The following is a 24953-nucleotide window of genomic DNA, read 5'->3' as shown; positions in this document are numbered from 1 at the left end:
ACACAGGAACTTTTTACTGTACCCAGCAGTCCAATTAGTAGACTGCTAAGATGAGCCCTATGAGCCAGACGCTTACTTCCAACGCATTGGTTGCCAACAACCTCCCGATCCCCAGTCCGCTCGGTTCGCTGGATGCCTATATCGGCGCCGTGCATCAGATCCCGGTGCTGACGTCCGACGAGGAACGTGCACTGGCGGTGCGATATCGCGACCAGGAAGACCTGGACGCGGCCCGCGAACTGGTCCATTCCCACCTGCGCTTCGTGGTCCACGTGGCCCGCGGCTACAACGGCTACGGCCTGCCGCTGGGCGACCTGGTCCAGGAAGGCAACATCGGCCTGATGAAGGCGGTCAAGCGCTTCGACCCGGACATGGGCGTGCGCCTGGTCAGCTTCGCGGTGCACTGGATCCGTGCCGAAATGCACGAGTACATCCTGAAGAACTGGCGCATCGTCAAGGTCGCCACGACCAAGGCGCAGCGCAAGCTGTTCTTCAACCTGCGCAAGTCCAAGACCCGCCTGGGCTGGATGAACGCGGCCGAGGTCACCGCCGTGGCCAAGGACCTCAACGTGTCCGAGCGCGAGGTGATGGAGATGGAGTCGCGCCTTTCCGGTCGCGACATTGGCTTCGACGCGCCGTCCGACGAGGACGACGACCACGCACCGCCGTCGCCGGCCGCGTATCTGATGGCCAACGAGGAAGATCCCTCGCAGGCCTACGAACGCGCCGACAGCGAGGACAACCAGCTGCAGCTGCTGCGCGAAGGCCTGGCGGAACTGGATGCGCGTTCGCGCGACATCATCAAGCGCCGCTGGCTGGATGCCGACAGCAAGATCACCTTGCAGGAACTGGCCGACGAGTACGGCGTGTCGGCCGAGCGCATTCGCCAGATCGAGGCGAACGCGCTGAAGAAGATGAAGGCGCTGTTCGTCGCCTGAGTCGCCTGCGGCGAGCGATTGCAACGCGCGAGAAGGCCCGGCATTGCCGGGCCTTTTTCTTGTCCTGGGCGGCTGCGACTGCCGGCTGCGGAAGTCCGTCCGCACGCCGCTGGATCACGACTCCGGCGGGCGTGCCACCGGCAGGTGCCAGCCATAGCGGATCGCCATGAAGCGCAGGCCGAAGCACAGCGCCGCGCCCACTCCCAGGCCCCAGGGCTGCGGCAGATGCAGCACCTGCGCCGCGGCCACCACGCCGCCGCCGAGCAGCGCCGCCACCGCGTACAGCTCGGCCTGCAGCACCACCGGCGTGCGCGCCACCAGCAGGTCGCGGACGATGCCGCCGCCGATGCCGCTGAGCATGCCCAACAGCGGCGCGCTGAGCGGACCCAGGCCGAACGCCAGCGCCTTGCTGGTGCCGTAGACCGCGAACAGCGCCAGACCCATCGCGTCGAAGATCTGCACCGGATTGCGCAGGCGCTCGACCGTGTGGTGGCTGTAGAAAGCCAGCAGCCCGGCCAGGCAGGCGACGCCGAGATAGCGCACGTCGGCCAGCGCCGCCGGCGGGGTGGCGCCGATCAGCACGTCGCGGGCGATGCCGCCGGAGACCGCGGCCGCGCACGACAGCACCAGCACCCCGAACAGGTCCAGGCGATGGCGCACGCCGACGGTGGCGCCGCTGATCGCGAACACGAAGGTGCCCAGCAGGTCGAGCAGGAACAGGAAGGTGGCCAAAACGGCACTGCGCTGCAGCAAAAAGGCCGGCTAGGATCGCAGCCCGGCCTTGCAGTGTCACCTGTCCACGGGCGGTGCGGGCTGCGCCTGCGTGTCCTCCGCCGCGGGCGGGTCGCCGAGGATGATGCGCGCGGCGCGCTGGTAGCTCCAGTACGCCCAGGCCCAGTTGAGCAGCACCACCACGCGGTTGCGGAAGCCGATCAGGAAGAACACGTGCGCGGCCAGCCAGAACCACCAGGCCAGCACCCCGGAGAGCTGCAGCCGGCCCAGGTGCACGATCGCGGCCATGCGCCCGATGGTGGCCAGGTTGCCGTAGTCGGCATAGCGGAACGGCACGCTGGCGGTGTCGCCGCGCAGCCGCCGGCGCAGGGTGTCTGCGACGTGCCGGCCCATCTGCTTGGCGGCCGGCGCCACCCCGGGAACCGGGCGGCCGTCGGCCTGCTGCAGCGCGGCCAGGTCGCCGGCGACGAACAGTTCCGGATGGCCGGGTACGCTCAGGTCCGGCTGCACCTGCACGCGGCCGCTGCGGTCCAGCGGCGTCTGCAGGGTCTTCGCCAGCGGCGAGGCGGCCACGCCGGCGGCCCAGACCACGGTGCGCGCCGGCACGAAGGTGCTGCCGAGGCGGTAGCCATGGGCGTCGATGTCGGCGACCGGGACCCCGGTCAGCACGTCCACGCCGAGCTTCTCCAGCTGTTTCTGCGCCTTGGCCGAGAGATGTTCGGGGAACGAGGACAGCACCCGCGGGCCGGCCTCGATCAGCCGCACCCGCGCCTCGGCCGGGTCGATGCGGCGGAACTCGTGCTTCAGCGTGTGCCGCGCGATCTCCGCCAGGGTGCCGGCCAGCTCGACCCCGGTGGGGCCGCCGCCGACGATGGCGAAGCTGAGCCAGGCCGCGCGCGCGGCGGGGTCGGTTTCCGCTTCGGCACGTTCGAACGCCAGCAGCAGGTGCCGGCGCAGTTGCAGCGCGTCGTCCAGGGTCTTCAGGCCGGGTGCGTGCGCGGCCCAGTCGTCGTGACCGAAATAGGCATGGGTGGCGCCGGTGGCGACCAGCAGGTAGTCGTAGGCCAGCGTCTGCCCATCGGCCAGGCGCACTTGCCGCGCCTGCTTGTCGATGTCGACGACTTCCCCAAGGCGCACTTCGACGTTGTCCTGGTGGCGCAGGATCTGCCGCAGTGGCGCGGCGATGTCCGGGGCCGACAAGCCGGCGGTGGCGACCTGGTACAGCAGCGGCTGGAACAGGTGATGGTTGCGGCGGTCGATCAGGGTGATGCGCAGCGGCGTCCTGGCCAGAGCGCGGGTGGCCCACAAGCCGGCGAAGCCACCGCCGACCACGATCAGGTGCGGCACGCGTGTGTCGTCCATGCAGGACTCCAGGAGGGGAAGGGGAGAGGAGGCGTCCGCTGTCGGCGCGGCGGTCGCGTCGCAGCCGCGCGGCGCGCCGATCCGCTGGAACGCGCGCTGCCGGTGAGGCGCTGCGCGAACGTCGAGGGCCGGACCTGCATGTCCGTATAGTAACGCGATGCCAAGCGCGGTCAGCGACAGGGAGGACGCACGCTCATGCCAGCGACAGTGAAGCCGCGCGCATCGGCGCCGCCGCCGGCGCTGCTGCCGTCGCGCTGGCGCAGCCTGCTGTTCTGGGCCACGACCGTGCGCTGCAACTGCGCCGCGCGCTGCACGATCTGCGCGACGGTCCGCGCCGGCATCGCCGCGATGCCGGCCTGGCGATCGCCGACGGCAGCTGTGCCGAATCCGTCACCGCGCTGTGGCCCGACAGCGAGGAGACCGCGCCGCAGCTGGTGGCCGGCAAGATCCACAACCTGCGCCTGGCCGCGCGTGCGCTGCACGGCGTGGAGGTGCCGGCCGGGGCGACCTTCGGTTTCTGGCGCCAGCTCGGCCGCGCCACCGGCCGTCGCGGCTTCGTCGCCGGCCGCGAACTGCGCGAGGGCTGCCTGGTGCCGTCGATCGGCGGTGGCCTGTGCCAGGTGTCCAATGCGATCTACGACGCGGCGCTGCGGCAAGGTCTGGAGATCGTCGAGCGGCACCGCCACACCCAGGTGATTGCCGGCTCCCTGGCCGAGCGCGACCGCGACGCGGTGGTGTTCTGGAACTACGTGGACCTGCGCCTGCGCGCCGCCGCGCCGTGGCGGCTGGAGGTGTGGCTGGACGGCGAAGCGCTGCACGTGCGCATCCGTGGCGGTGCCGTGGCGCCGGCGGCGTTGCCGTTGCCGCCGCTGCAGCGACCCACCGCGCCGGCCGGTGTCGACGCCGCCAACGACTGCACCCGCTGCGGCCGCAGTGCCTGCCATCGCCATGTGCCAGCGGTGCCCGATGGGCTGCACCGCACCTGGCTGGTCGACGAGGAATGGCCGGAGTTCGCCACGGACCGCCGACGCCGGCAGCAACCCGGCGACCGCGTGCTGGCGCTGCCGCGGACCAGCGTCGCGGCCTTGCGCGCGGCGCTGCTGCGGCGCTGGTGGTTGTGGCGCGGCATGCCGTTGCCGCAGGCGCGCCAGCGCGCGCAGCGCATCCGCCTGCAGGCGCTGCGGCGGCGCCTGGGCGCGCGCGATGTCGACCTGGTGGTGCCGCAGAGCCTGTTGCCGGAGCTGTGGCTGGCCGGCGAGTTGCAGGGCCGGCGCTGGGACGTGTGCATGACCGCCTTGCCGATGCATCTGCTGCAGGCGCGCCTGGACGTGGCCGCGCAGCGGCATCCGCACAGTCCCACCCTGCGCGATTTCCGCGCCGATCCTTCGCTGGTCGCCGCCGAGCGTGCGGCACTGGCGCGGGCGCGGCACTGGATCACGCCGCATCGCGAACTGCTGGCGCTGGCCGGCAGCCGCGGCCTCGCGCTGGCATGGCAACGGCCGGCGCTCCCGGCAGCCGCGCCGGAGCATGCGGCCACCACGGCGGACGCCGTACCGCGGGTACTACTGGCGGCCTCGGCGCTGGCGCGCAAGGGCGCCTACGAACTGCGTGAGGCGGTGCGTGATTTGCCGCTGGTGTTGCTGCTGCCGCCCGGTGCGCAGGAGACGCCGGACTTCTGGAACGGCATCGCGGTGCATCGGGTCGCGTCGATGGCCGAAGGTGTGCACGCTGCTTGCCTGGTGCTGCTGCCGGCGTGGATCGAACAACAGCCGCGCGGCCTGTTGCTGGCCATGGCGCTGGGCAAACCGGTGATCGCCACCGCCGCCTGCGGCCTGTCCGCGGACGCTGGCGCGTGGCGCTGCGTGGAGGCCGGCGACAGCGCCGCGCTGCGCGCGCAGGTGATCGACGCCTTGGGTCTGGCGGGCTGAGCAACGCACGAGGTGTCACGGCCGCTGGCGCGTTGCCCGCCTGCCTCGCTACGCGTCAAGCGGATGCGCTGTTCCTCTAGAGCGGCTCCGGGGGGGAATACGGGTGGTGTCGCGATACGCGCCATTGCCTCATGCCTCGTAACAGCGGCTTCAACCGCGACGAAGCACTCCCGGTAACGCCTCATCGCGGCTGAAGCCGCTTCTACGGCATTGGACAGCGCGTCGGTTCTGCCGAGCTGCCACCACTCGCCGTGTCAGTACAGATCTTGCGGATCCACATCCAGCGACCAGCGCACCCGCCGTGCCTGCGGCAGCGCGTGGATCGCCGGCACCGCCGCGTCCAGCAACGCGTGCAGCGCGCGCCGCGTGTTGGCCGACAGCAGCAACTGGGTGCGCTGGAAACCCGCGCGGCGCGGCATCGGCGCCGGCATCGGGCCGAAGCGCTGCACCTCGTCCTGCACCGGCAGCAGTGCGCGCACCGCGGCGAGGAAGGCGTTGGCGTGTTCGACCTGCTTGGCCTCGGCGCGCAGCAGCGCCAGGTGCGCGAACGGCGGGAAGCCGGCGGCCTCGCGTTGCTCCAGTTCCGCGGCGGCGAAGGCGTGGTAGCCGCCGTGCACTAGGGTCTGCAGCAGCGGATGCGCGGGGTGGTGGGTCTGCAGCCAGACCTCGCCCGGGCGCGCGGCGCGGCCGGCGCGCCCGGCGACCTGGATCAGTTGCTGCGCCAGCTTCTCGCTGGCGCGGAAATCGGCGGAGAACAGCCCTTCGTCGATGCCCACCACCACCACCCGGCTCAATTGCGGCAGGTCGTGGCCCTTGGCCAGGATCTGGGTGCCGACCAGGATGCCGGGCGCAGTGCCGAGCGTGGCCAACTGCGTCTCCAGCGCATCGCGGCGCTGGGTGGTGCTGCGGTCGATGCGCAGCACCGGCACGTCCGGGAAGGCCTGCACCAGACGCTCCTCCAGGCGTTCGGTGCCGATGCCCTGCGGCTGCAGGGCCAGGCTGCCGCAGTCCGGGCAGGCCAGCGGCGCCGGCTGGCGCGCGCCGCAGTGGTGGCATTGCAGGCGCCGGCCGCCGGCGTGCACGGTCATCGGCGTGGCGTGCAGCGGGGTGCTGCAGCGCTGGCACGGCGCGGTCCAGCCGCAGTCGTGGCACAGCAGCACCGGCGCATAGCCGCGGCGGTTCTTGAACACCAGCACCTGGCCGCCGTCGGCCAGTGCCGTGCCGATCCCGGCCAGCACCTCCGGCGACAGCCCGTCCTGCAGCGGGCGCTTGCGCACGTCGAGCACGCGCACCGTCGGCGGTCTGGCGTCGCCGGCGCGGCGGGTCAGGCGCAGGTGTGCGTAGCGGCCGCCGGTGGCGTTGTGCAGGCTCTCCAGCGACGGCGTGGCGCTGCCCAGCAGCACCGGCACGTCCAGCGCCTTGCCGCGCACCAAAGCGAAATCGCGGGCGTGGTAGCGGATGCCGTCCTGCTGCTTGTAGCTGCCGTCGTGTTCCTCGTCGACCACGATCAATCCTGCCCGCGGCAGCGGCACGAATATCGCCGAGCGGGTGCCGACCACCACCCGCGCCTCGCCGCGCCAGGCGGCGGCCCAGACCCGGGCGCGTTCGTTGTCGTTGAGCCCCGAATGCAGCGCGTGCACCGGCACCCCCAGGCGGGCGCGGAAGCGGGCCAGGGTCTGCGGGGTCAGGCCGATCTCCGGCACCAGCACCAGCGCCTGGCGCCCGCGCGCCAGACAGGCGGCGATCGCCTGCAGGTAGACCTCGGTCTTGCCGCTGCCGGTCACACCGTCGAGCAGGAACGGGGCGAAGCCGGCGGCGGCGACCACCGCGTCGATGGCGGCCTGCTGTTCGGCATTGGGGATCGGACCGGGTTGTGGCTGCGGCGCCGCAGCGCTGGCCCGCACTGCGATGCGCTCGGCGTGGCCGCGCTTGGCCAGCGCGCGCGCGGCGCTGCGCCAGTCGTCCATCGCCTGGTCCAGCCGGTCCTCGTCCATGGCGCCGTCCGCCAGCAGCGCGGCGAAGCGGTGCGGGCGGGTGCCGGCGCGGGCGCGGTGGCTGGCGCCGGCCTCGGTCAGGCGCCAGGCCCAGGCGTGGGTGTCGGGCAGCGGTTCGCCGCGACGCAACGGCACCGGCAGGGCGGTCGCCAGCACCTCGCCCAGCGGCGCGTGGCTGTAGCGCGCGAACCAGCGCAGCGACTCGGCCAGTTCGCCGTGCAGCAGGGGCACCGGGTCCAGCCAGGCCAACGCCGCGCGCAGGCCGTCCGCGTCCTCGACCTGGCCGATCGCCGCGACCACTCCGCTCAGTTCGCGATTGCCGAACGGCACCTGCACCCGGCGGCCGACGTCGCCGTCGGCGACCGTGCCCCCGGGCGGCGGCAGGTAGTCGAACACCTGCGGCAGCGGCACGGGCAGGGCGACGCGGAGCGTGGCGGCGGGGGAGGGCATCCGCCTAGTCTAGGGCGTGTCACCAATCCCGAGCATGCCGCGTTGGGTCTGGCAGGCGCGCAGCCGGCGTTGCGGGCGCAGCGCCTGACTGGCCGTCAGGCCAAGCTGCGCGGCGCCGGCTGCGCGCCTGCCAGACCCAACCCGAAGGGCCGCGGTTGCGCACGCCCGTGGCCGCGTCATCGCTCGGGCGTGGACGGACGTCCACTTCCTCGCTCTTCCTTGCCACAGGCACGCGCAATCACGGCGCGGCATGCTCGGGGATTGGTGACACGCCCTAGCGGCCGCCGCAAAGTGGGTTCCGGGGGGCGGGAGTTGCGCGCGATTGCTGCCCGCAAAGTGATAAACCGGTCGTAAATGGCCGCCGCGCTTGGGGAATCGAATTTATCCACATCTGCTGTGGATAAAGCTGTGCATGACGGGCATGCTCCACGCCGTGAAGACGGACTCACAAGCCTCTGCCACGAGTTGGACAAAAAAGCGCCAATCGCATTTATTCTTTTCAAAACAACAACTTGGCCGTGAAACACAGATGCAACATGGTTTCGCGGGGGCTTGACAAGACCTGTCGCAGGCCAATTTCCGGCGCTGTGCACAACCGGCCGTCGCGACGGCCGCGGGTGAGCCGATCGGGACGCCGCTGTCAAGCGCGCGGTGTGGCGGCTGCCTCGCTATCATCGCGCCGATGATGGAGTCCCGATGACCGCCACGCCCCCTTCCGACGGCGTGGCCGCACCGCCCGCCCTGGCCGCGTTCCTGCGCGGCATCGAACGCCGCGCCGCGGTCCTGGCCGACCTGCAGAGCGGCCGGCCCGAACGCGGCATGCCGGCCCTGGCGGCGGCGATGCGGGCCTTCCGCAGCCACGCCGCGGCGCTGCCGATGGCCGACTGGCCGCTGCGGTTCTGGAAGCTGCTCGCTGCGGTGCCCACCCTGCGCCAGGCCGATGCCGCCGACGGTGCCTGGCCGGCGCCGCTGGCGCATCTGCGCAGCCTGCAGCCGGCCGACCGCCTGGCGCTGTTGTTGCGCATCGTCGCCGGGCTGGACGAGCCGCTGGCCGCGCAGGTGCTGCAGCTGACCACCGAGGACTACCAGCAGGCGCTGGCGCGGGCCTGCCCGCGCGACGCCGGCGGGCGTCCGGATGCGGCCGGCTGGCGCGCGCTGGCCGACGCGGCGCAACAGTGTCTGCGCGACCTGCCGCCGGCGCGGCTGCAGGCCCTGGCGCAACTGCGCGATGCGGCGATCGCCGGCAGCACGGCCTCGCCTGCGCCGGCCAAGGCGCCGGCCTCTGCCGCGGCCGCGGCGCGTCCGCGCCGCCGCGGCGCGCGCTCGGCCCTGCGCACGCGCCTGGCCGGGGCGGTGATCGCGGTGGTGGTGCTGGCCCTGGTCGGGACGGTGTTCTGGGACCGCCTGCCCTGGCATCGGTCCCGCGCCGCGACCGCGGCCGGTGGCAGCGACGCGAGCCTGGCGCTGGGCGATACCGGCCCGGTGCAGGTGGAAGTGCTGCCGCCGGAATCGGACACCGCTAGCGCGCCGCCGCTGCCGGCCGAGCCGCCGGCGCCGCTGCCGGAGCCGGCGATCTACGACCTGGATTTCTATGCGTGGTACGCGGCCGGCGCGCCGCCGCCGCGGATCGAGCGCAGTGCTCCCAGCGCGGCCGACTTGGCGGAGGCCGCCGAAGCCCCGCCGGCTGCCACCGTTGCCCCGGCCGTCGCGCCCGCGGCGACCACGCCACCGGCGCTGACCCCGGCGCAACTGCGCGCGCGCCAGGCCGCCTGGGATGCGCTGCCGGCGGCGGCGCAGGCGCGGCTGCGTCAGGTCGCCACGGCCTTCGCCGGCCTGCCGATCGAGCAGCAGCACAGCCTGCATGCGCAGTTCGCCGAGATGGACGCCCTGGAGCGCCACGGCTGGTTGCTCGGCCCGGAACTGGGCGCCGAGTTCTGGGCGCTGCAGCCGCTGCTGGGCTACGTGCCGGAGGCGCAGCGGCAGGCACTGCTGGGCCTGGTGCGCGGCCTGCCGGCGGACCAGCGCGAGCATCTGGCGCTGCTGTCGCAACGTACCCCGCCGCAGGACCGTGCCGCCTTGCGCCGCGACCTGCTGGCGCAGGGCGCCGACAGCCGTGGTGCCTGGCTGAAGCAGCGCGCCGCACGTTGAGTCGCTTCGGGCGCTCTGGCTTTCCGGGTCCCCGGTCCCGGGCCCCGGGTCCCGGCTTTCCTGCAGTCATCCGCCGCAGCGGGTAGAATGCCCGGCCTCCGCCACCCGGTGCCGGCGCTGTCTGCGCGGCCGCAGTCGGCGGGATCGCCAGAGTCTTGCAATGTTTTCGTCTTCCACCCCGGCCTCGGTCCGGGGCCGCGAACTGCGCACCACCGCGCAGCTCGCCCTGCCGCTGGTCCTGGGGCACGTCTCCACCGGCCTGATCAGCTTCGTCGACAACGTGATCGCCGGCCACCACGGCACCCGCACGTTGGCCTCGGTGACGGTCGGCACCGCGCTGCTGTGGCTGCCGATGATGATCCCGATCGGCACCCTGATCGCCCTGACCGCCTCGGTGTCGCAGCTCGACGGCGCCAAGCGCCATGCGCAGATCGGGCCGCTGTTCCGCCAGGCGCTGTGGCTGTCGCTGGGCCTGGGCCTGCTGATGTTCGCGTTCCTGAGCGTGATGCCGATGGCGCTGCCGCAACTGGGCATCGCCCCGGAGATCGTGCCCGGCGCGCGCGACTTCCTGCTTGCGATCCGTTGGGGCGTGCCGGCGCTGGTGCTGTACTTCTGCATGCGCTACCTCAGCGAAGGCATGCACTGGACCCTGCCGACCATGCTGCTCGGCTTCGGCGGCCTGCTGCTGCTGGCGCCGCTCGGCTATGCGCTGACCTTCGGCCTGTGGGGCCTGCGCGAGCACGGCGCCGGCGGCCTGGGCATGGCCTCGGCGATCATGATGTGGGCGCAGGCGTTGTGCTTCGCCATCTACCTGGCGCGGTCCAGGCGCTTTGCGCCGTTGCGCCTGTTCGCGCGGTTCGAGGCGCCGGATCTGCGCGCGATCGTCGGGCTGCTCAAGACCGGATTGCCGATCGGCGTGACCATCCTGATGGAAGGCGGCCTGTTCATCGTCACCGCGCTGCTGATCGCGCGGCTCGGCGAGGTACCGGCGGCGGCGCACCAGATCGCGATCAACGTGGCGCAGCTGTGCTTCATGGTGCCGATGGGCGTGGCCGAGGCGACCACGGTGCGGGTCGGCCGCGCTGCCGGCGCGGGCGATGCGGTAGGCGTGCGCGGCGCGGCCTGGGCCGGCTATGCGATCGTGCTCGGCACCCAGGCGCTGTCGGCGCTGGTGCTGCTGGTCGGCCACGACGCCATCGTCGGCGTCTACACCAGCGACCTGGCGGTGGCGGCGCTGGCCTCCACGCTGCTGCTGTACGCGGCCACCTTTCAGTTCCCCGACGGCGTGCAGGTGCTGTCGGCCGGCGCGCTGCGCGGCCTCAAGGACACCCGCGTACCGATGTTGCTGGCCCTGTGCTCCTACTGGGGCCTGGGCATGCCGCTGGGCGCCGGCCTCGGCCTGTGGCTGGGCTGGGGACCGCAGGGCATGTGGATCGGCCTGATCCTGGGTCTGACCGCGGCCGCGGTGATGATGGGTGCGCGTTTCCGCTGGAGCAGCGCGCGGCTGCTGGCCGCGCCGGCGGCCCCCTGACTTCAGACGCATGTGCGGCGCCTGATGCAGCCGGTATGCTGCGCAGGCGCAAGACGCCTTCCTTTCGGAGCTTTCCATGAACCAACCCGTGCGTCGCAGCCCCGTCGCCAACTTCTTCGTCGGCCTGTGGGATGTGATGAACTTCACCCGCCGGTTGATCTTCAACCTGGTGTTCTTCGGTTTCCTGTTGCTGATCCTGCTGGCGATGGTGTTCGCCATGGCGCGCGGCGACGGCGGCAAGGCGCTGCGCGACCGCACCACGCTGCTGATCGCGCCGGAAGGCAAGCTGGTCGAGCAGTTCAGCGCCGACCCGGTCAGCCGCGCGCTGGCCAAGGCGATGAACGACAAGGGCGCGCAGGAGATCCAGTTGCGCGACCTGGTGCGCGCCATCGAGGCGGCCAAGACCGACCCGAAGATAGAGCGCGTGGCGCTGCGCCTGGACAAGCTGCAGCCCAGCGGCTTCGCCTCGATGCGCGAGGTGGAGAAGGCGCTGCAGGACCTGCGCAGCTCCGGCAAGCAGATCGTCGCCTACAGCGACAACCTGAATCAGTGGCAGTACCTGCTGGCCGCGCAGGCCAACGAGGTCTACCTGGACCCGATGGGCTCGATGACCCTGGAAGGCCTGGGCCGCTACCGCCAGTACTTCCGCGAGGGCCTGCAGGACAAGCTCGGCGTGGACGTGCACCTGTTCAAGGTCGGCGAATACAAGTCCGCCGCCGAGCCGTACGTGCTCGACGCGGCCTCGGCGGCGTCCAAGGAAGCCGACCTGTTCTGGATGAACGACGTATGGCAGCGCTACGTGGCCGACATCGCCAAGGCGCGCAAGCTGGCGCCTGAGCAGATCAACGCCGGCATCGACACCATGCCCGAGGGCGTGGCCGCCGCCGGTGGCGACCTGGCCAAGTTCGCCCTGCAGCAGAAGCTGGTGGACGGCCTGAAGACCCGCGAGGACGTCGAGCAGTTGCTGGCCAAGCGTGGCGTCGCCGACGACGATGCCGACACCGGCTACCGCAACGTCGACCTGGACGGCTACCTGCAGCAGCTGGACCTGCGCCGTTCGCCGGTGGACTCGCGTCCGCAGGTGGCGGTGGTGGTCGCCGCGGGCGAGATCAGCGGCGGCGAACAGCCGGCCGGCCGCATCGGCGGCGAGTCGACCGCGGCGCTGCTGCGCCAGGCGCGCGACGACGACGCGGTCAAGGCGGTGGTGCTGCGCGTGGATTCGCCGGGCGGCGAAGTGTTCGCCTCCGAGCAGATCCGCCGCGAGGTGGTGGCGCTGAAGGCCGCCGGCAAGCCGGTGGTGGTGTCGATGGGCGACCTGGCCGCGTCCGGCGGCTACTGGATCAGCATGAACGCCGATCGCATCTACGCCGACCCGTCGACGATCACCGGCTCGATCGGCATCTTCGGCATGATCCCCAACATCACCCGCACCCTGGACAAGATCGGCGTGCATACCGACGGCGTCGGCACCACCCGTTTCGCCGGCGCGTTCGACATGACCCGGCCGATGGATCCGGCGGTGGGCCAGCTGATCCAGTCGGTGATCAACAAGGGCTATGCCGACTTCACCGGCAAGGTCGCGCAGGCGCGCGGCAAGTCGGTCGAGGCCATCGACCAGGTCGCGCGCGGCCGCGTGTGGAGCGGTGCGCAGGCCAAGGAGCGCGGGCTGGTGGACGCGTTCGGCGGCTTCAAGGACGCGGTGGCCGATGCCGCCGCGCGCGCCAAGCTGGGCGGCCCGGACAAGTACCGGGTGCGCTACGTCGAGAAGCCGGCCACGCCGTTAGCGCAGTTCGTCAGTGGGTTCGCCGGCAGCCGCCTGGGCGTGTGGATGCTGAGCGACTCAGCGCTGGGCCACGCCCTGCTGGCGCGCAGCCTGCCGGAACTGGACACCCAGCTGCGCTTCGTCAAGGATGCGGCCGACACCCGTCCGGGCGCGCCGGTGAAGGCGCTGGCCTACTGCTTCTGCGGTCTGTAAGCCGGCCCTGCGCCGGCAGCGGCGCGCTCTTGCGAGCGCGTCGCCTGCTTCCTGCAACGCCGGCCCCCGTGGCCGGCGTTGTTCATTGCGCGGTGGCGGCGTCGAGCGCGGCGTTCTGCGCGGCCGCGGCGTGGTCGAGCGTGGCCTGGGTCTGCCTGGCGCGATCCAGCGGCTGGGCGATGGCGCTGCGCAATGCGCTGGCCTTCGGCGGTGGCGGCGCATCGGGCGGTTGCGGCGGCTCCGGCTTGCATGCGGCCAGCAGTGCGAGCAGCGGCAATGCCAACGTCATCCTGCGCAGTGGTGCGGACATGGCGGCGACCTCCTCGAGGGTGGAGGTATCATCCTACGCCTCCCATGTGAGCAGACAGGCACGCGCATGCAGCACCGTTGGCGGCTGGACGGACAGACCGCGCTGATCACCGGCGCCAGCGCCGGCATCGGCCTGGCGATCGCGCGCGAACTGCTCGGGTTCGGCGCCGACCTGCTGCTGGTGGCGCGCGACCTCGACGCGCTGGAAGCGGCGCGCGACGAGTTGCGCGAGACCTTTCCCGAGCGCGAGATCCTGGCGCTGGCCGCCGACGTCGCCGACGACGAGGACCGCCGCGAGATCCTGGACTGGGTCGAGGACCATGCCGATGGCCTGCACCTGCTGATCAACAACGCCGGCGGCAACGTCAGCAAGGCTGCGGTGGACTACACCGAGGACGAGTGGCGCGGCATCTTCGAGACCAACCTGTTCTCCGCGTTCGAGCTGTCGCGCTACGCGCATCCGCTGCTGGCGCAGCACGCGGCCTCGGCGATCGTCAACGTCGGCAGCGTGTCGGGACTGACCCACGTGCGCAGCGGCGCGCCTTACGGCATGACCAAGGCAGCGCTGCACCAGCTCACCCGCAACCTCGCCGCCGAATGGGCCGAGGACGGCATCCGGGTCAATGCGGTGGCGCCCTGGTACATCCGCACCCGCCGCACCTCCGGCCCATTGTCGGATCCGGACTACTACGAGCAAGTGATCGAGCGCACGCCGATGCGCCGTATCGGCGAACCGGAGGAAGTGGCGGCGGCGGTCGGCTTCCTGTGCCTGCCGGCGGCCAGCTACATCACCGGCGAATGCATCGCGGTGGATGGGGGCTTTTTGCGTTATGGGTTCTAGCGGGTCAGCCCTTTGCGTGGCGGCTGCGCGCGCGCAGGGCAGCAGATGAAAGGCGCAGTGCGGTACGCCCCGGGTGATACGGCGTCGGGACTGAAGTCCCTCCCACAAGAAGCTGTGCGCGCGCACCGCGGTGACCGGTTCCTTTGTCTGCCGGCGGCCAGCGACATGACCGGCGAATGCATCGTGGTGGATGGTGGTTTTTGGCTGAGCGCTTTGTTTAGCGCTGCCGGCTGTGGTGCATGCGATCAACTGCGCGCAGCGGAATGCCTAGGAGCGGCTGGAGCCGCTCCTACGAAAACAGGCGCACAGCCACGCGCGCGCGCGATGGGTCACGGTGCACGGCGATCCGGCGCGCCGCACTCGCTGGCCTCGAGCAGGTGCTGGCGGCGTTCGAACTCCGTGCGCAGTGCCTCGGCATGGTCGGGCACGGCGAAACGCCAGTGTGTCTCGGCCTCGGCCACATAGTTCTTCCAGGCATCGCATAGCTGCTCGGCGGGCAGCGGCTGGCACTGGTCGCGCAGCACTTCGCAGGCGCTGCCGCCGGCCTGGTTGGGGCCGCCATCCAGATCCGTCGTGGGCAGCGGCACGCACCGCGGCGGCGGTTCGGCGACCTCTCCGATGTAGGACGCCTGCTCGCGGGTGCTGCAGGTGTACAGCGGCGGGGGCGGCAGCATTGGTGGCGGTGGCGCGGCGGCTGCGTCTGCCGCGGTTGGCGTGTCAGCAGACGTGGTGGTGGACGCGGCGGTCGTGGCGCGTGCGGGCGGCGGCGATGGCGCGGGCTGGGCGGCGATCGCGGCCGGCAGTGCGGCGCTGCTGACGCCCTGCATGATTTTTTTCTGCTGGCGCATGCCCTTGGGACAGGGCTGGTTCTGGATGGTCAGGTTGTCCTGCGCGTCGGTGCAGCGATAGAACACCACCGGTTCGGCGTGCGCGGCGCCGGCACAGGTCAGCACCACGGCGAGGCAGAGTGCGCGCCGCATCAGCTGCCGCCGCAGTCGCGCGCCAGACGCGCATCGATGCCGCGCTGCTCGGTTTCCATTGCGCGGCGCTCGCTCTGCAGCGCACTGTTGTAGCGACGGATCAGTTCCCAGCGGCGATCGCTCAGGCGTGCGCAGACTTCCTGCTCGGGCAGCGCGGTGCAGGTGTCGCGGATCATCGTGCTGCCGGCCGGCACGATCACGCCGGCGCCGGCGGACACCCCAGGCGGCGGTGGACCGGGAGGGCGCGGGCCGCCGGGCGGAGGCGGTCCCGGCGGGCCGGGCGAGCGACCATCGGGGCCGCGCCCGGATGGCCGTGCGTACGGGCCCTCGGCATAGCCATAGGCCCACAGCGGCACCCAGCGCGGATTGCCGGCGTTGTCGTCGCTGGTGTAACGCGCGCCTTCCGGGGTGACGCACTCGTACATCGGCTGCGCAGGCTGCACGGTGACGATGCGGAGTTCGCGCTGCGGCAGCGGCGCCGGCGAGGCCTGCGCGCGTGCCGGATCGGTGCTGATGGTGGTGGTCGGCCGCGGCGGCGGATCGCGCGGACGCTGCATGTCCAGGACCTGCTGCTGGCGCGCGTTCTCGCAGGGGGCATTCTGCAGGCTGACCGCGCCGGAAGCGGCGATGCAGCGATAGATGCGCACCGACGCATTGCTGCCGTCGCTGCTGACCGTCTGCGTCTGTTGCGCCCAGCCGGCACCGATCCAGGACGACAGGCTCAGCAGCAGCAATGGGCGGAGAAGGAGGCGCATGCGCGCATCTTGCGCGCCTTGGGCAGCCAGGGAAAGGGCGGGGGAGCGGGGATTCAGGACGCGATGGCGCGGGTGGGGCCGCAGCGGGGTCTTGTCGCGCATCGGGCAGGCCGCGGGTCGGTCAGCGCGCTTCCTGCGGCATTTCGCAGCTGCTGTAAGGTGCCGCCGGCCTCGGCCAGGGCGCGCTCGTGCAGTACTGGCGCGTTGATCTGTCGCTGCGAGGCTTCGCCCGACCCTCATCCGGCCCTTCCGGCTACCTTCTCCCAATGGGAGAAGGGAACAGCTAGCCCTCTCCCGTCGGGAGAGGGGTTGGGGTGAGGGTCCGGCGCGAAGCGACTCGTGTAGTTTGAGTGCACCAGGCTGCGCCCGCACCCTCATCCGGCCCTTCGGGCCACCTTCTCCCAATGGGAGAAGGGAGCAGCTACCCCTCTCCCGCTGGGAGAGGGGTTGGGGTGAGGGTCCGGCGCGAAGCGACTCGTGTAGTTTGAGTGCACCAGGCTGCGCCCGCACCCTCATCCGGCCCTTCGGGCCACCTTCTCCCAATGGGAGAAGGGAACAGCTACCCCTCTCCCGCTGGGAGAGGGGTTGGGGTGAGGGTACGGTGCGCGAAGCGCCCGCGTGGCCCCATCGCGCCATTGCCGCCAGACGCCGACACGGCGGAAGACAGGCGTGCCGCGCTGAAGAGCAGCGCCTCAGGCGCGCAGGATCTCGCCGCTGGCGGCGTCGCGGATCGGGGTGGGCTGGGCCAGGCCGCCGGTCTCGCCGTCGAGCAGGCCGTCGAGGTCGCCCAGCACCAGCGGATCCAGTTCGCTGCGCTGCCGTGCCGGCGGCTCGCCGCCGCGGTTGGCACTGGTCGAGACCAGGGCGCCGCCCCAGGCCCGGCACAGGGCGGCCACCAGCGGATGGGCACTGATCCGCACGGCGATGCCCTGGTGCGCGCCGGTGATCCAGGGCGGCGCATGCGCGGCGGCGGGCAGGATCCAGGTATGCGGTCCGGGCCAACTGGCCAGCACCGCGGCCAGCCGGTCCGGCGGCAGGGCCGACAGGTCGAGCAACGGGCGCAACGGGTCCAGTTCGGCGGCGACCACGATCAGGCCCTTGTCCACGGGTCGCTGCTTGATCCGCAGCAGGCGGGTCACGGCGGTCTCGTCGTGCGGATCGCAGCCCAGGCCCCACACCGCTTCGGTGGGATAGGCGATCACGCCGCCCTTGCGCAGGACGGCGACGGCATGGCTCAGGGACAGGTCGTTCATGCGCGCATCATGCGGCACGTCGTCGTCTAAGGACAATGAGGGTCGGTTGGGCAGGACTCGGGATTTTCGCAAGTCTCCGGCCCGCCGCTTTTCTGTGGGAGGTGCTTCAGCCCCGACGCCTTACCGATAAAGCGTCGGGGGCTGAAGCCCCTCCCACAGGAAAATCGGGTTGTCGCGGATCTTCAGGCGCTGAGAGACGCCGTCGGCACCGCGAGAAGGCGGCTCGGCGCCCGCGCTCATACTATTCGAGGGGGTGCATCGGGCCGCCCTGGGCCATCCGCAGAGCGGCTCAGCCGCCCTTGGCCACGGTCTTCTTCGCCGCCTTCTTCACCGTTTTCTTGGCGGTTTTCTTCGCGGCCTTCTTGACCGCTTTCTTCGCCGCCGGCTTGGCCGGGGCGTCGGCCGCGGCCTTCTTCGCCGCGCTCTTCTTCGGCGCGGCTTCCTTCTTGGCGGCGGCCTTCTTGGCGCCGAAGCCCTTGCGCACCGGCTTGCCGGTTTCCTCCAGCAGCTTCTGCACTTCGTCCAGGCTCAGCGAGGCGGGCTCGCGATCCTTGGGGATCTTGCCGTTGAGCTTGCCGTCGCTGATGTACGGGCCGAAGCGGCCGTTGAGTACCTGGATGTCGCTGCCGGGAAATTCCTTGATGATGCGGTTGCGCGCGATCTCTTCCTTCTCCTCGATCAGGAACACCGCACGGGCCAGATCGATGGTGTAGGGATCGTCTTCCTTCTTCAGCGAGGCGTAGACGCTACCGCGCTTGGCGAACGGGCCGAAGCGGCCGATGCCGACGCTGACCTCCTCGCCCTGGTCCTGGCCGAGGCTGCGCGGCATCAGGAACAGCTCCAGCGCCTCCTCCAGGGTGATGGTGTGCATGCTCTGGCCGGGCCGCAGCGACGCGAATTTGGGCTTGTCCTCGGCGTCCTCGGCGGTGCTGCCGATCGCCGCGTACGGCCCGAAGCGGCCCAGGCGCACGCTCACCGGCTTGCCGGTCTTGGGGTCGGTGCCGAGCTCGCGCGCACCGCTGGCTTCGGCGCGGTCGACCGATTCCTTCTTGTCCTCGACCAGTTCCTTGAACGGCTCCCAGAAGCGCGACATCAGCGGGACCCACTCCTCCTCGCCGCGCGAGACCGCGTCCAGCTCGTCTTCGAGCTTGGCGGTGAAGTCGTAGTCCACGTACTGGGTGAAGTGGCTGGACAGGAACTTGGACACCGCGCGGCCGACGTCGGACGGGCGGAAGCTGCGGCCTTCCATCTCCACGTACTTGCGGAACAGCAGGGTCTGGATGATCGAGGCGTAGGTCGAGGGACGGCCGATGCCATACTCTTCCAGCGCCTTCACCAGCGCCGCTTCGGTGAAGCGCGGCGGCGGCTGGGTGAAGTGCTGCTCGGCCAGGATGCGTTCCAGCGGCACGCGGTCGCCAGGCTTCATCGCCGGCAGCTTGCGGCCTTCGTCCTCGTCCTCGGCGCTCTTGTTGTCCTTGCCTTCCTCGTACACGGCCAGGAAGCCGGGGACCACCACGGTGGTACCGCTGGCGCGGAACACGTGTTCGCTGCCGGCCGACAGGTCGACGCTGACGGTGTTGAGCGTGGCCGGAATCATCTGGCAGGCCACCGCACGCTTCCAGATCAGCTCGTACAGCTTGCGCTCGTCGTCGGTCAGGAAGCGGGCCACCTGCGACGGGGTACGCAGCGCCGAGGTCGGACGCACCGCTTCGTGCGCTTCCTGGGCGTTCTTGGACTTGGTCTGGTAGGTGTTGGGCTGGTCCGGCAGCGAGGCGATGCCGTAGTCGCGGGCGATCACGTCGCGGATCTCGGCCAGCGCGTCCTGCGACAGGTTGACCGAGTCGGTACGCATGTACGAGATCAGGCCGACCGTGCCTTCGTCGCCGATCGCCACGCCTTCGTACAGCTTCTGCGCCACCTGCATGGTCTTGCGGGTGGTGAAGCCGAGCTTGCGCGAGGCTTCCTGCTGCAGCGTGGAGGTGGTGAACGGCGGCGCCGGGCGGCGCTTGCGCTCCTTGCTGGCGACGTCGGTGACGTGCAGCGCGCCCTGCGCGGCCTGCTGGATGCGCAGGCGCGCAGATTCGGCGGTGTCGCCGTCGGTGATGGTGAACTGCTCGAACTTCTGCCCGTCGAGCTTGATCAGCTTGGCGTTGAAGTGCTGCGAGGGGTGCGCGCAATCGGCGGCGATGGACCAGTACTCGCGGGCGATGAAGGCTTCGATTTCCTCCTCGCGCTCGACGATCATGCGCAGCGCCGGCGACTGCACGCGGCCGGCGGACAGACCGCGCTGCACCTTGCGCCACAGCACCGGCGACAGGTTGAAGCCGACCAGGTAGTCCAGCGCGCGGCGGGCCTGCTGCGCATCGACCAGGTCGCCGGCGATCTGCCGAGGTTGCGCCATCGCTTCCTTGATCGCGCGCGGGGTGATCTCGGTGAACACCACCCGGTGCAGCGGCTTGCCCTTGAGCAGCCCGCGCTCCTGCAGGATCTCGGCGATGTGCCAGCTGATCGCCTCGCCCTCGCGGTCCGGGTCGGTCGCCAGGTAGATGTCCTCGGCCGCCTTGGCCGCCTTGGCGATGGCCTCCACGTGCTTCTCGTTCTTGTCGATCAGCGCGTAGCGCATCGCGAAGCCGTCGTCCGGATCCACTGCGCCTTCCTTCGGGATCAGGTCGCGCACGTGCCCATACGAGGCCAGGACGTGGAAATCCTTGCCGAGGTATTTGTTGATCGTCTTGGCCTTGGCGGGCGATTCGACGATGAGCAGGTGCTTGGACATGGCGGGTCGGGCTTCGATGGGCGTGGGCGGACGCCCTGGGGGCGGTAGGGTGGCGCAATTGCTCCGGTTAGTGAAGCGTTGCGGTCTCGCAGAGAAGCCGACGCCCGGGATGGAACCCCCGGGCGTTCAGCTACGGCGCTTATTTATTAGTGGGCATGTCCGGCGCCCGCTGTCAAGCCGGCGCCTGCCGGCCGGGCAGGCGCGCTGGCGGCGGCGGGGGTTCCCGGAGCCCGCCGGACTCAGTGCCAGCCGCCCTTGGCGGCCACGCCGATCGCCAGCGCCACCACCAGCAGCGCCGCCGCCGACAGCAGGCCGAACAGGGCCAGGATCACCACCGTGACCGTGCCCAGCTTGCGCTGCTGCCATTCCGGGTGGTCGGTGTAGGCCCACTTGTCCACCACCAGGGTGTCGCAGAGCATGTCGTGCAGGGCCTGCTTGCGCTCGGTGAAGGCCGCCATCAGCAGGCCGATGCCCAGGGTCAGGCTGCTCAGCATGAAGCCGAAGTAGCGGCCCACACCGCGGGACACGGTGATGCGGCTGCCGTCGGTGCGCACCACCTTGATGCCGACCGCCATCTTGCCCAGCGTGGCCTGCTTGGTGGAGGCGTGGAACAGGCCGTAGTACAGCGCCGCGATCGCCATCGGCAGCAGGTACAGCAGGAGCAGCATGACGATGCCCGCGGCAGTGCTGAAGTCCGGCTGCTTGCCGAAGCCGGTGATCCCGAAGAAGCCCAGCATCACCACGAACTGGATCACGTTGGCGACGATGCCGACCAGGAACGCGTCGATCAGGTAGGCGGCCACGCGTTTCCAGAAACCGGCCTGCACCACCTCGCCGCCGCCGACCACCCGCGCGCCACCGTCGAGCACGGCGCTGGGCGCCGCATAGGGCGACGCCGCCACGGCCGGCGCGGGCGCGGTCCAGGCGTCGGGGACGGTCGCGGCCGGGGGCGGAGGAGGAGTCTCTCGGTCAACCTCGATCGGGGCAATCGCAGGCGCCGGTGCCTGGGTCAGGCCGAGTTCGTCGACGAACTCGGCCAGGGTGCGCCATTCGCTCAGGCCCTCGCGCCAGACCAGGGTGGACAATCCGATCTCGCCGCGCTGGAAGCGCTGCTGCAGGTCGGCGGCCGCTAGCGGCCCATGGCGCTGCTGCGCTGCGTCGGCGTAGTACCACTCAGTCATTCTGTTCCCCGGGAGTTGCAGTCGAAAACGGTGCGCCGGTCAGCCGCCGCGGCAGTGGACCGGCAGGACGCGATCGTCCAGGTCGGAACTGCAGTTCCAGGCGGACGTGCGCTCATCGTAGTCCAGCCACAGCGCTTTGCCATCCAGGCGCTTGTGGTCGGGCAGGTGCAGGGTGGCTTCCAGGCCGCAGTGGCCGTTGTCGAAGCGGCCGACCCGCACCTGCGCGATGGTGTCGCCGGCATAGCTCTGCGGTGCGCCGAAGCCGGTGTCGCCGTTGACCGCGCAGCGGTGCTCCTGTGCATTGAAGGCGGCGATCTGGTCCTTCAGCGGCGCCAGGTGGTCGAGCGCCTGCGCGACCTTCGCGCGTGCCAGGTAGTCCTGGTAGGCGGGCAGGGCGATCGCCGCGGCGATGCCCAGGAACGCCACCAGCAGCACGCCGACGATGGTGCCGACGATGGCCATGATCGCGCAGCCGGACAGGCCGCTGCGCGGCGCGGCGGTGGCAGCGGGGGGCACGGGCGCGGCCGTCTGGAGCGGTGGCGGCAAGGGCGGCGGGGTGGGGGCGTCGGGCAGGCCCAGTTCGGCGGCGACCGCGTGCAGCGGCCGCCACTCCGGCAGGCCTTCGCGCCAGACCAGGGTCTCGCGCTGCAGGCGGCCGTCGTGCAGGCGTTCCAGCAGGGCGGACGCCGGCAACGGGCCGTGCCGCTCGCGCGTGGCATCGACGTAGTACCAGATCGCCAATGGGGAAGTGTCTTCGTGCATCCGTGCGCGACCGTCAGCGACTCAGTGAACCGGCTCCGGCTCGTCGACGAACATCTGCGTTTCCATCCACGCGTACGCCGCCTCGGCACCAGGCTGGTTGAACAGCACCATCAGCACCACCCACTTCAGGTCGTCCAGATCCAGTTCGTCCTGATCCAGGGCCATGGCCCGGTCCAGCACCAGCTCGCGCTGGTCGCTGTCGAGGATGCCGTGCTGCTCCAGGAACAGCAGGAAGCCGCGGCATTCCACGTCGAGCTTGTCCAGTTCCGGACCGTGGTAGATGCGGATCGGGCCATCGATGCGCGGCTGCGCCACGGCCGGGCGCTGGTCGGCCAGGGCGTCGAGCCAGTCGAACGCCTTGCTGATCTCGGTGGGGCTGAAACCGGCCTGGATCAGGCCATTCTGGAGGGAGTCGCGATCGCGGACCGGATCCGCGTCTTCGCTGAAATAGTGTTCGAACAGGTACAGCAGGACATCCAGAATGCTCTCTTTCATTGCCCCTCGGCCTGCGTCGCGAGACGCTGTGGAGGTGAAGAAACTAGGGTTTGCGGGTGTAACGACCGCGTTCGACCGCCACGTAGCCATCCAGTTCCATGGCCAGCAGCATGGAGGACGCCGCTGCGGCCGTCAATCCGCTGCGTGCGATCACTGAATCCATACAGATGGGGTCGTGGCCCAGCGCCTGCCACAAGCGCTGGTAGTCGGGGTGGGGGAAGGCCGGTGTGGCCGCGCGCGCGGTGCTGGCTCCCTGTGTGGGGGCGTTCAGGCGCCCGCGCAAGGCGTCGGCCAGTTCGGCGGCCAGGGGCGCGACCCCGGCCAGCACCTCCTCGGCGCTTTCCACCAGCCCGGCGCCGTCGCGGATCAGCCGATGGCAGCCGCGCGCCAGCGGATTGTGGATCGAGCCGGGCAGGGCGAATACCTCGCGCCCGGCCTCGGCGGCTAGCCGCGCGGTGATCAGCGCGCCGGAGCGGGTGGCTGCCTCGATCACCAGGGTCGCCAGGCTCAGTCCGGCGATGATCCGGTTGCGCGCCGGGAAGTGCCCCGCCCGCGCCGGCGTGCCGGGCGGGTGCTCGCTGACCACCGCGCCGCGTTCGGCGATCTGGCGGCGCAGGGCGGCGTGCTGGCGCGGGTAGGCCAGGTCGGGGCCGGTGCCGACCACCGCCACGGTCAGCCCGTCCGCGCGCGACAGCGCGGCCCGGTGCGCGGCGGCATCCACGCCGCTGGCCATGCCGCTGGTCACCGCAAAGCCGGCCGTGGCAAGGGCCAGGGCGAAGCCGTAGGCGTTGTCGCGGCCGCCGGCGCTGGGGGCGCGGCTGCCGACCACGGCCACGGCCGGGTGCCACAGCACCGTGGGATCGCCGTCCACGTACAGCGCCAGCGGCGGATTGGGCGTGCGCCGCAACAGGGCAGGGTAGTCGGCATCGTGGCAGCCCAGCAGGTGCCGACCTGGTTGCGCCAGCCAGTGCTCGGCGGTGTCCAGTGCGGCGCGGTCGGGCCGCTGCAGTGCGGCGATCTGCACCGCATCCAGGCCGGCGGCCTGCCAGCCGGCGGGACCGGCGGCCAGCGCCGCGGCCGGGCTGCCGTGTTGCTCCAGCAGCAGCCGGCGTGGGGCGCTGGCGCCGCCGGCCAGCGACAGGCGCAGCAGGGCCGGGTCGGCGGGTGTGTGGGCAGGGGTGATGACCGGACTGGACATGCGCCCAGCCTAGGCCGCAGACGCGGACGGCGCCCTCGGGCGCCGTCTGCAATCACTGTAGGGGGAGTCCCCAGCCGCGGGTCAGCGCGCGTCCGGGTGCTTGACGTCGTAGCCGATCCGGGTCGGCTTGATGCCGTCCATCACCAGCGCGTAGCTGACCTTGTCGAAGGTGCGGAACACCATCGCGTGCGCGGCGTACTCGTCCGGCAGCGCCACGGTGCCGCTGCCGCCGGTGAAGCCGTCGTCGGCGCGGGAGGTGTTGGGGTGGCGCACGCGGTCGTTGACCCGGGTGCCGTGGCGCCACAGCGACACCACGGTGCCGTTGTCGATGCCTTCGCGGCGGCCACCGGAAATGGCGATCACGTCGCGCGGGCCGGCCGCGCTGAACGCGTCGGCCACCGCCAGCACCCGCAGGCCGGCGGCCATCGCCTGCTCGGACGGCGGATGCGGCACGAACTGCAGGTCGTAGGGCTGCGCCTCGACCGGAATCAGGCGGTCGCCGGCGCGCACTTCGCGGGCGTTGTCCTGCAGCAGCAGGCCGGTGGCCTGGCGGCCGTCGGCGGACACGCGGGCGACGGTGCCGATGTTGACCTGGGCCAGTTCGTAGCCGAGGGTCTCGCGGCGCTTGTCCGGCGGCACGAAGGTCTGCCACAGGTTGCCGCTGCCGGGGATGCTGCGGCCTTCGGCGTCGAGGTCGTCGCTGAGCTTGGGCAGCAGGTAGCGCACGGTCGGGCGGACCACGGCGTAGCGCTGGCCGGCCTGGGCCTGGCCGAGGCCGACCGCGTAGACCAGTTGCCCGTCGGTGGCGCGCAGCCGGTTGTCTTCGGTGCCGACCACGTAGGGCAGGTTGTCGATGCGGTCGACCACGCGCAGGTTCTTCAGGAACGGCTCCACCTGCGCCAGCGGGATCGCGTCGATCGGCGCGTCCTGGCGCGGGCCCGGCTTGACCTCGGCATGCGCCACCCGGTCCAGGTAGGCCAGGCTGAGCACGTCGCCGGGGTAGATCAGGTGCGGGTTGTGCACCTGCGGATTGGCCTGCCAGATTTCCGGCCACAGCCAGGGCTTGCCGAGGAAGCGCCCGGCGATGTCCCACAGCGTATCGCCCTTGCGCACCACGTAGGTGTCGGGGTGTTCGGCGGCCATGCTGGCGGAAGCAGCGTAGGTCGCCACGGTGAGCATCGCCACGGCGACGACCGTACGGAGTCGATTGAACATGAGCGCGGAGCCTGATTCCCCAACAGGTTCGCGCACTATAGTGCAGAACCCTGGTGCGGGCGCAAGCGGCGGGCGCAGAAACGGGTAGAATCCGCAGGTCTTGCCGAATCGTCCGGCGCCCCCATCTTGG

Annotated in this window: 20 protein-coding genes; 6 read left to right on the top strand and 14 right to left on the bottom strand. The window is 71.2% G+C overall.

From position 1 onward, the window contains the following. Positions 1 to 59: 59 nt before the first annotated feature. Positions 60 to 938, top strand: a complete 879-nt coding sequence (rpoH, locus tag SLW52_RS10780; RefSeq protein WP_026144446.1) for an RNA polymerase sigma factor RpoH — start codon at positions 60 to 62, stop codon at positions 936 to 938. A gap of 114 nt (positions 939 to 1052) precedes the next feature. On the opposite strand, the gene SLW52_RS10775 is transcribed toward rpoH, so the two are convergent. The 3 genes from SLW52_RS10775 to SLW52_RS10765 form a co-directional block, all read right to left on the bottom strand. Further along, positions 1053 to 1670 (bottom strand): trimeric intracellular cation channel family protein, encoded by a 618-nt coding sequence (locus tag SLW52_RS10775; RefSeq protein ID WP_267097867.1) that lies wholly within the window; start codon positions 1668 to 1670, stop codon positions 1053 to 1055. A gap of 57 nt (positions 1671 to 1727) precedes the next feature. Continuing rightward, the gene (locus tag SLW52_RS10770) at positions 1728 to 3032 is read right to left on the bottom strand and encodes an NAD(P)/FAD-dependent oxidoreductase (RefSeq protein WP_320740174.1); all 1305 of its coding nucleotides are present in this window, start codon (positions 3030 to 3032) and stop codon (positions 1728 to 1730) included. A 170-nt stretch (positions 3033 to 3202) separates the two neighbouring features. Then, a complete protein-coding gene (locus SLW52_RS10765; protein WP_320740175.1) occupies positions 3203 to 3484 on the bottom strand; it encodes a hypothetical protein in 282 nt (93 codons plus the stop codon). On the opposite strand from SLW52_RS10765, the gene SLW52_RS10760 reads away from it, so the two are divergent. Continuing rightward, a complete protein-coding gene (locus SLW52_RS10760; RefSeq protein ID WP_320740176.1) occupies positions 3467 to 4960 on the top strand; it encodes a VanW family protein in 1494 nt (497 codons plus the stop codon). The genes SLW52_RS10765 and SLW52_RS10760 overlap by 18 nt on opposite strands. 254 nt (positions 4961 to 5214) lie before the next feature. Here the strand turns inward: SLW52_RS10760 and SLW52_RS10755 are convergent, their stop codons facing one another. Then, positions 5215 to 7404 carry a primosomal protein N' gene (locus SLW52_RS10755; RefSeq protein ID WP_320740177.1) on the bottom strand — a complete coding sequence of 730 codons (2190 nt, stop codon included), beginning with the start codon at positions 7402 to 7404 and terminating at the stop codon, positions 5215 to 5217. Positions 7405 to 8100: 696 nt separating this feature from the next. On the opposite strand from SLW52_RS10755, the gene SLW52_RS10750 reads away from it, so the two are divergent. From SLW52_RS10750 to sppA, 3 genes are all read left to right on the top strand, one after another. Beyond that, positions 8101 to 9552 carry a hypothetical protein gene (locus tag SLW52_RS10750; protein WP_320740178.1) on the top strand — a complete coding sequence of 484 codons (1452 nt, stop codon included), beginning with the start codon at positions 8101 to 8103 and terminating at the stop codon, positions 9550 to 9552. Between the two features lie 160 nt (positions 9553 to 9712). Then, on the top strand, positions 9713 to 11083 hold the full coding sequence (locus SLW52_RS10745; RefSeq protein ID WP_017911990.1) for an MATE family efflux transporter: 1371 nt from the start codon (positions 9713 to 9715) through the stop codon (positions 11081 to 11083). Positions 11084 to 11159: 76 nt separating this feature from the next. After that, the gene (sppA, locus tag SLW52_RS10740) at positions 11160 to 13058 is read left to right on the top strand and encodes a signal peptide peptidase SppA (RefSeq protein ID WP_267085811.1); all 1899 of its coding nucleotides are present in this window, start codon (positions 11160 to 11162) and stop codon (positions 13056 to 13058) included. An 82-nt stretch (positions 13059 to 13140) separates the two neighbouring features. Here the strand turns inward: sppA and SLW52_RS10735 are convergent, their stop codons facing one another. Beyond that, on the bottom strand, positions 13141 to 13347 hold the full coding sequence (locus SLW52_RS10735) for a hypothetical protein (protein WP_017914852.1): 207 nt from the start codon (positions 13345 to 13347) through the stop codon (positions 13141 to 13143). A gap of 87 nt (positions 13348 to 13434) precedes the next feature. On the opposite strand from SLW52_RS10735, the gene SLW52_RS10730 reads away from it, so the two are divergent. Continuing rightward, complete coding sequence (locus SLW52_RS10730) at positions 13435 to 14208, top strand: SDR family oxidoreductase (protein WP_017909765.1); 774 nt, start codon at positions 13435 to 13437, stop codon at positions 14206 to 14208. 329 nt (positions 14209 to 14537) lie between these two features. On the opposite strand, the gene SLW52_RS10725 is transcribed toward SLW52_RS10730, so the two are convergent. The 9 genes from SLW52_RS10725 to SLW52_RS10685 all read right to left on the bottom strand — a co-directional run bounded on the left by SLW52_RS10725 (position 14538) and on the right by SLW52_RS10685 (position 24823). Then, complete coding sequence (locus SLW52_RS10725; RefSeq protein ID WP_267085810.1) at positions 14538 to 15188, bottom strand: DUF4124 domain-containing protein; 651 nt, start codon at positions 15186 to 15188, stop codon at positions 14538 to 14540. Then, positions 15188 to 15943, bottom strand: a complete 756-nt coding sequence (locus tag SLW52_RS10720) for a DUF4124 domain-containing protein (protein ID WP_267085809.1) — start codon at positions 15941 to 15943, stop codon at positions 15188 to 15190. The genes SLW52_RS10725 and SLW52_RS10720 overlap by 1 nt, the downstream gene beginning before the upstream one ends. Positions 15944 to 16635: 692 nt before the next feature. Further along, positions 16636 to 17196, bottom strand: a complete 561-nt coding sequence (locus SLW52_RS10715) for a Sua5/YciO/YrdC/YwlC family protein (protein WP_295913069.1) — start codon at positions 17194 to 17196, stop codon at positions 16636 to 16638. A 289-nt stretch (positions 17197 to 17485) separates the two neighbouring features. Further along, the gene (locus SLW52_RS10710) at positions 17486 to 19972 is read right to left on the bottom strand and encodes a DNA topoisomerase I (RefSeq protein WP_017913294.1); all 2487 of its coding nucleotides are present in this window, start codon (positions 19970 to 19972) and stop codon (positions 17486 to 17488) included. A 239-nt stretch (positions 19973 to 20211) separates the two neighbouring features. Beyond that, a complete protein-coding gene (locus SLW52_RS10705; protein WP_152182267.1) occupies positions 20212 to 21153 on the bottom strand; it encodes an RDD family protein in 942 nt (313 codons plus the stop codon). 39 nt (positions 21154 to 21192) lie between these two features. After that, positions 21193 to 21894: a pilin gene (locus tag SLW52_RS10700; protein ID WP_267122511.1), complete on the bottom strand. Its 702-nt coding sequence runs from the start codon at positions 21892 to 21894 to the stop codon at positions 21193 to 21195. 42 nt (positions 21895 to 21936) lie between these two features. Then, the gene (locus SLW52_RS10695) at positions 21937 to 22410 is read right to left on the bottom strand and encodes a DUF494 family protein (protein WP_010340686.1); all 474 of its coding nucleotides are present in this window, start codon (positions 22408 to 22410) and stop codon (positions 21937 to 21939) included. Positions 22411 to 22453: 43 nt separating this feature from the next. Then, positions 22454 to 23608, bottom strand: a complete 1155-nt coding sequence (gene dprA / locus SLW52_RS10690) for a DNA-processing protein DprA (protein WP_320740179.1) — start codon at positions 23606 to 23608, stop codon at positions 22454 to 22456. Between the two features lie 81 nt (positions 23609 to 23689). Further along, positions 23690 to 24823, bottom strand: a complete 1134-nt coding sequence (locus SLW52_RS10685; protein ID WP_017912905.1) for a LysM peptidoglycan-binding domain-containing protein — start codon at positions 24821 to 24823, stop codon at positions 23690 to 23692. Positions 24824 to 24953: the final 130 nt, after the last annotated feature.

It is taken from the genome of Xanthomonas sp. LF02-5 (genome assembly GCF_034105325.1).
Lineage (GTDB): Bacteria > Pseudomonadota > Gammaproteobacteria > Xanthomonadales > Xanthomonadaceae > Xanthomonas_A > Xanthomonas_A sontii.
This window is presented reverse-complemented; position numbering and strand designations above follow the sequence as displayed.

Excerpts from the sequence above, each read along its gene's own strand:
- rpoH (WP_026144446.1), top strand. The coding sequence starts at position 60 with ATGAGCCAGACGCTTACTTCCAACGCATTGGTTGCCAACAACCTCCCG.
- SLW52_RS10770 (WP_320740174.1), bottom strand. The coding sequence starts at position 3,032 with ATGGACGACACACGCGTGCCGCACCTGATCGTGGTCGGCGGTGGCTTC.
- SLW52_RS10755 (WP_320740177.1), bottom strand. The coding sequence starts at position 7,404 with ATGCCCTCCCCCGCCGCCACGCTCCGCGTCGCCCTGCCCGTGCCGCTG.
- SLW52_RS10750 (WP_320740178.1), top strand. The coding sequence starts at position 8,101 with ATGACCGCCACGCCCCCTTCCGACGGCGTGGCCGCACCGCCCGCCCTG.
- SLW52_RS10745 (WP_017911990.1), top strand. The coding sequence starts at position 9,713 with ATGTTTTCGTCTTCCACCCCGGCCTCGGTCCGGGGCCGCGAACTGCGC.
- sppA (WP_267085811.1), top strand. The coding sequence starts at position 11,160 with ATGAACCAACCCGTGCGTCGCAGCCCCGTCGCCAACTTCTTCGTCGGC.
- SLW52_RS10735 (WP_017914852.1), bottom strand. The coding sequence starts at position 13,347 with ATGACGTTGGCATTGCCGCTGCTCGCACTGCTGGCCGCATGCAAGCCG.
- SLW52_RS10730 (WP_017909765.1), top strand. The coding sequence starts at position 13,435 with ATGCAGCACCGTTGGCGGCTGGACGGACAGACCGCGCTGATCACCGGC.
- SLW52_RS10725 (WP_267085810.1), bottom strand. The coding sequence starts at position 15,188 with ATGCGGCGCGCACTCTGCCTCGCCGTGGTGCTGACCTGTGCCGGCGCC.
- SLW52_RS10720 (WP_267085809.1), bottom strand. The coding sequence starts at position 15,943 with ATGCGCCTCCTTCTCCGCCCATTGCTGCTGCTGAGCCTGTCGTCCTGG.
- SLW52_RS10715 (WP_295913069.1), bottom strand. The coding sequence starts at position 17,196 with ATGAACGACCTGTCCCTGAGCCATGCCGTCGCCGTCCTGCGCAAGGGC.
- SLW52_RS10710 (WP_017913294.1), bottom strand. The coding sequence starts at position 19,972 with ATGTCCAAGCACCTGCTCATCGTCGAATCGCCCGCCAAGGCCAAGACG.
- SLW52_RS10705 (WP_152182267.1), bottom strand. The coding sequence starts at position 21,153 with ATGACTGAGTGGTACTACGCCGACGCAGCGCAGCAGCGCCATGGGCCG.
- SLW52_RS10695 (WP_010340686.1), bottom strand. The coding sequence starts at position 22,410 with ATGAAAGAGAGCATTCTGGATGTCCTGCTGTACCTGTTCGAACACTAT.
- dprA (WP_320740179.1), bottom strand. The coding sequence starts at position 23,608 with ATGTCCAGTCCGGTCATCACCCCTGCCCACACACCCGCCGACCCGGCC.
- SLW52_RS10685 (WP_017912905.1), bottom strand. The coding sequence starts at position 24,823 with ATGTTCAATCGACTCCGTACGGTCGTCGCCGTGGCGATGCTCACCGTG.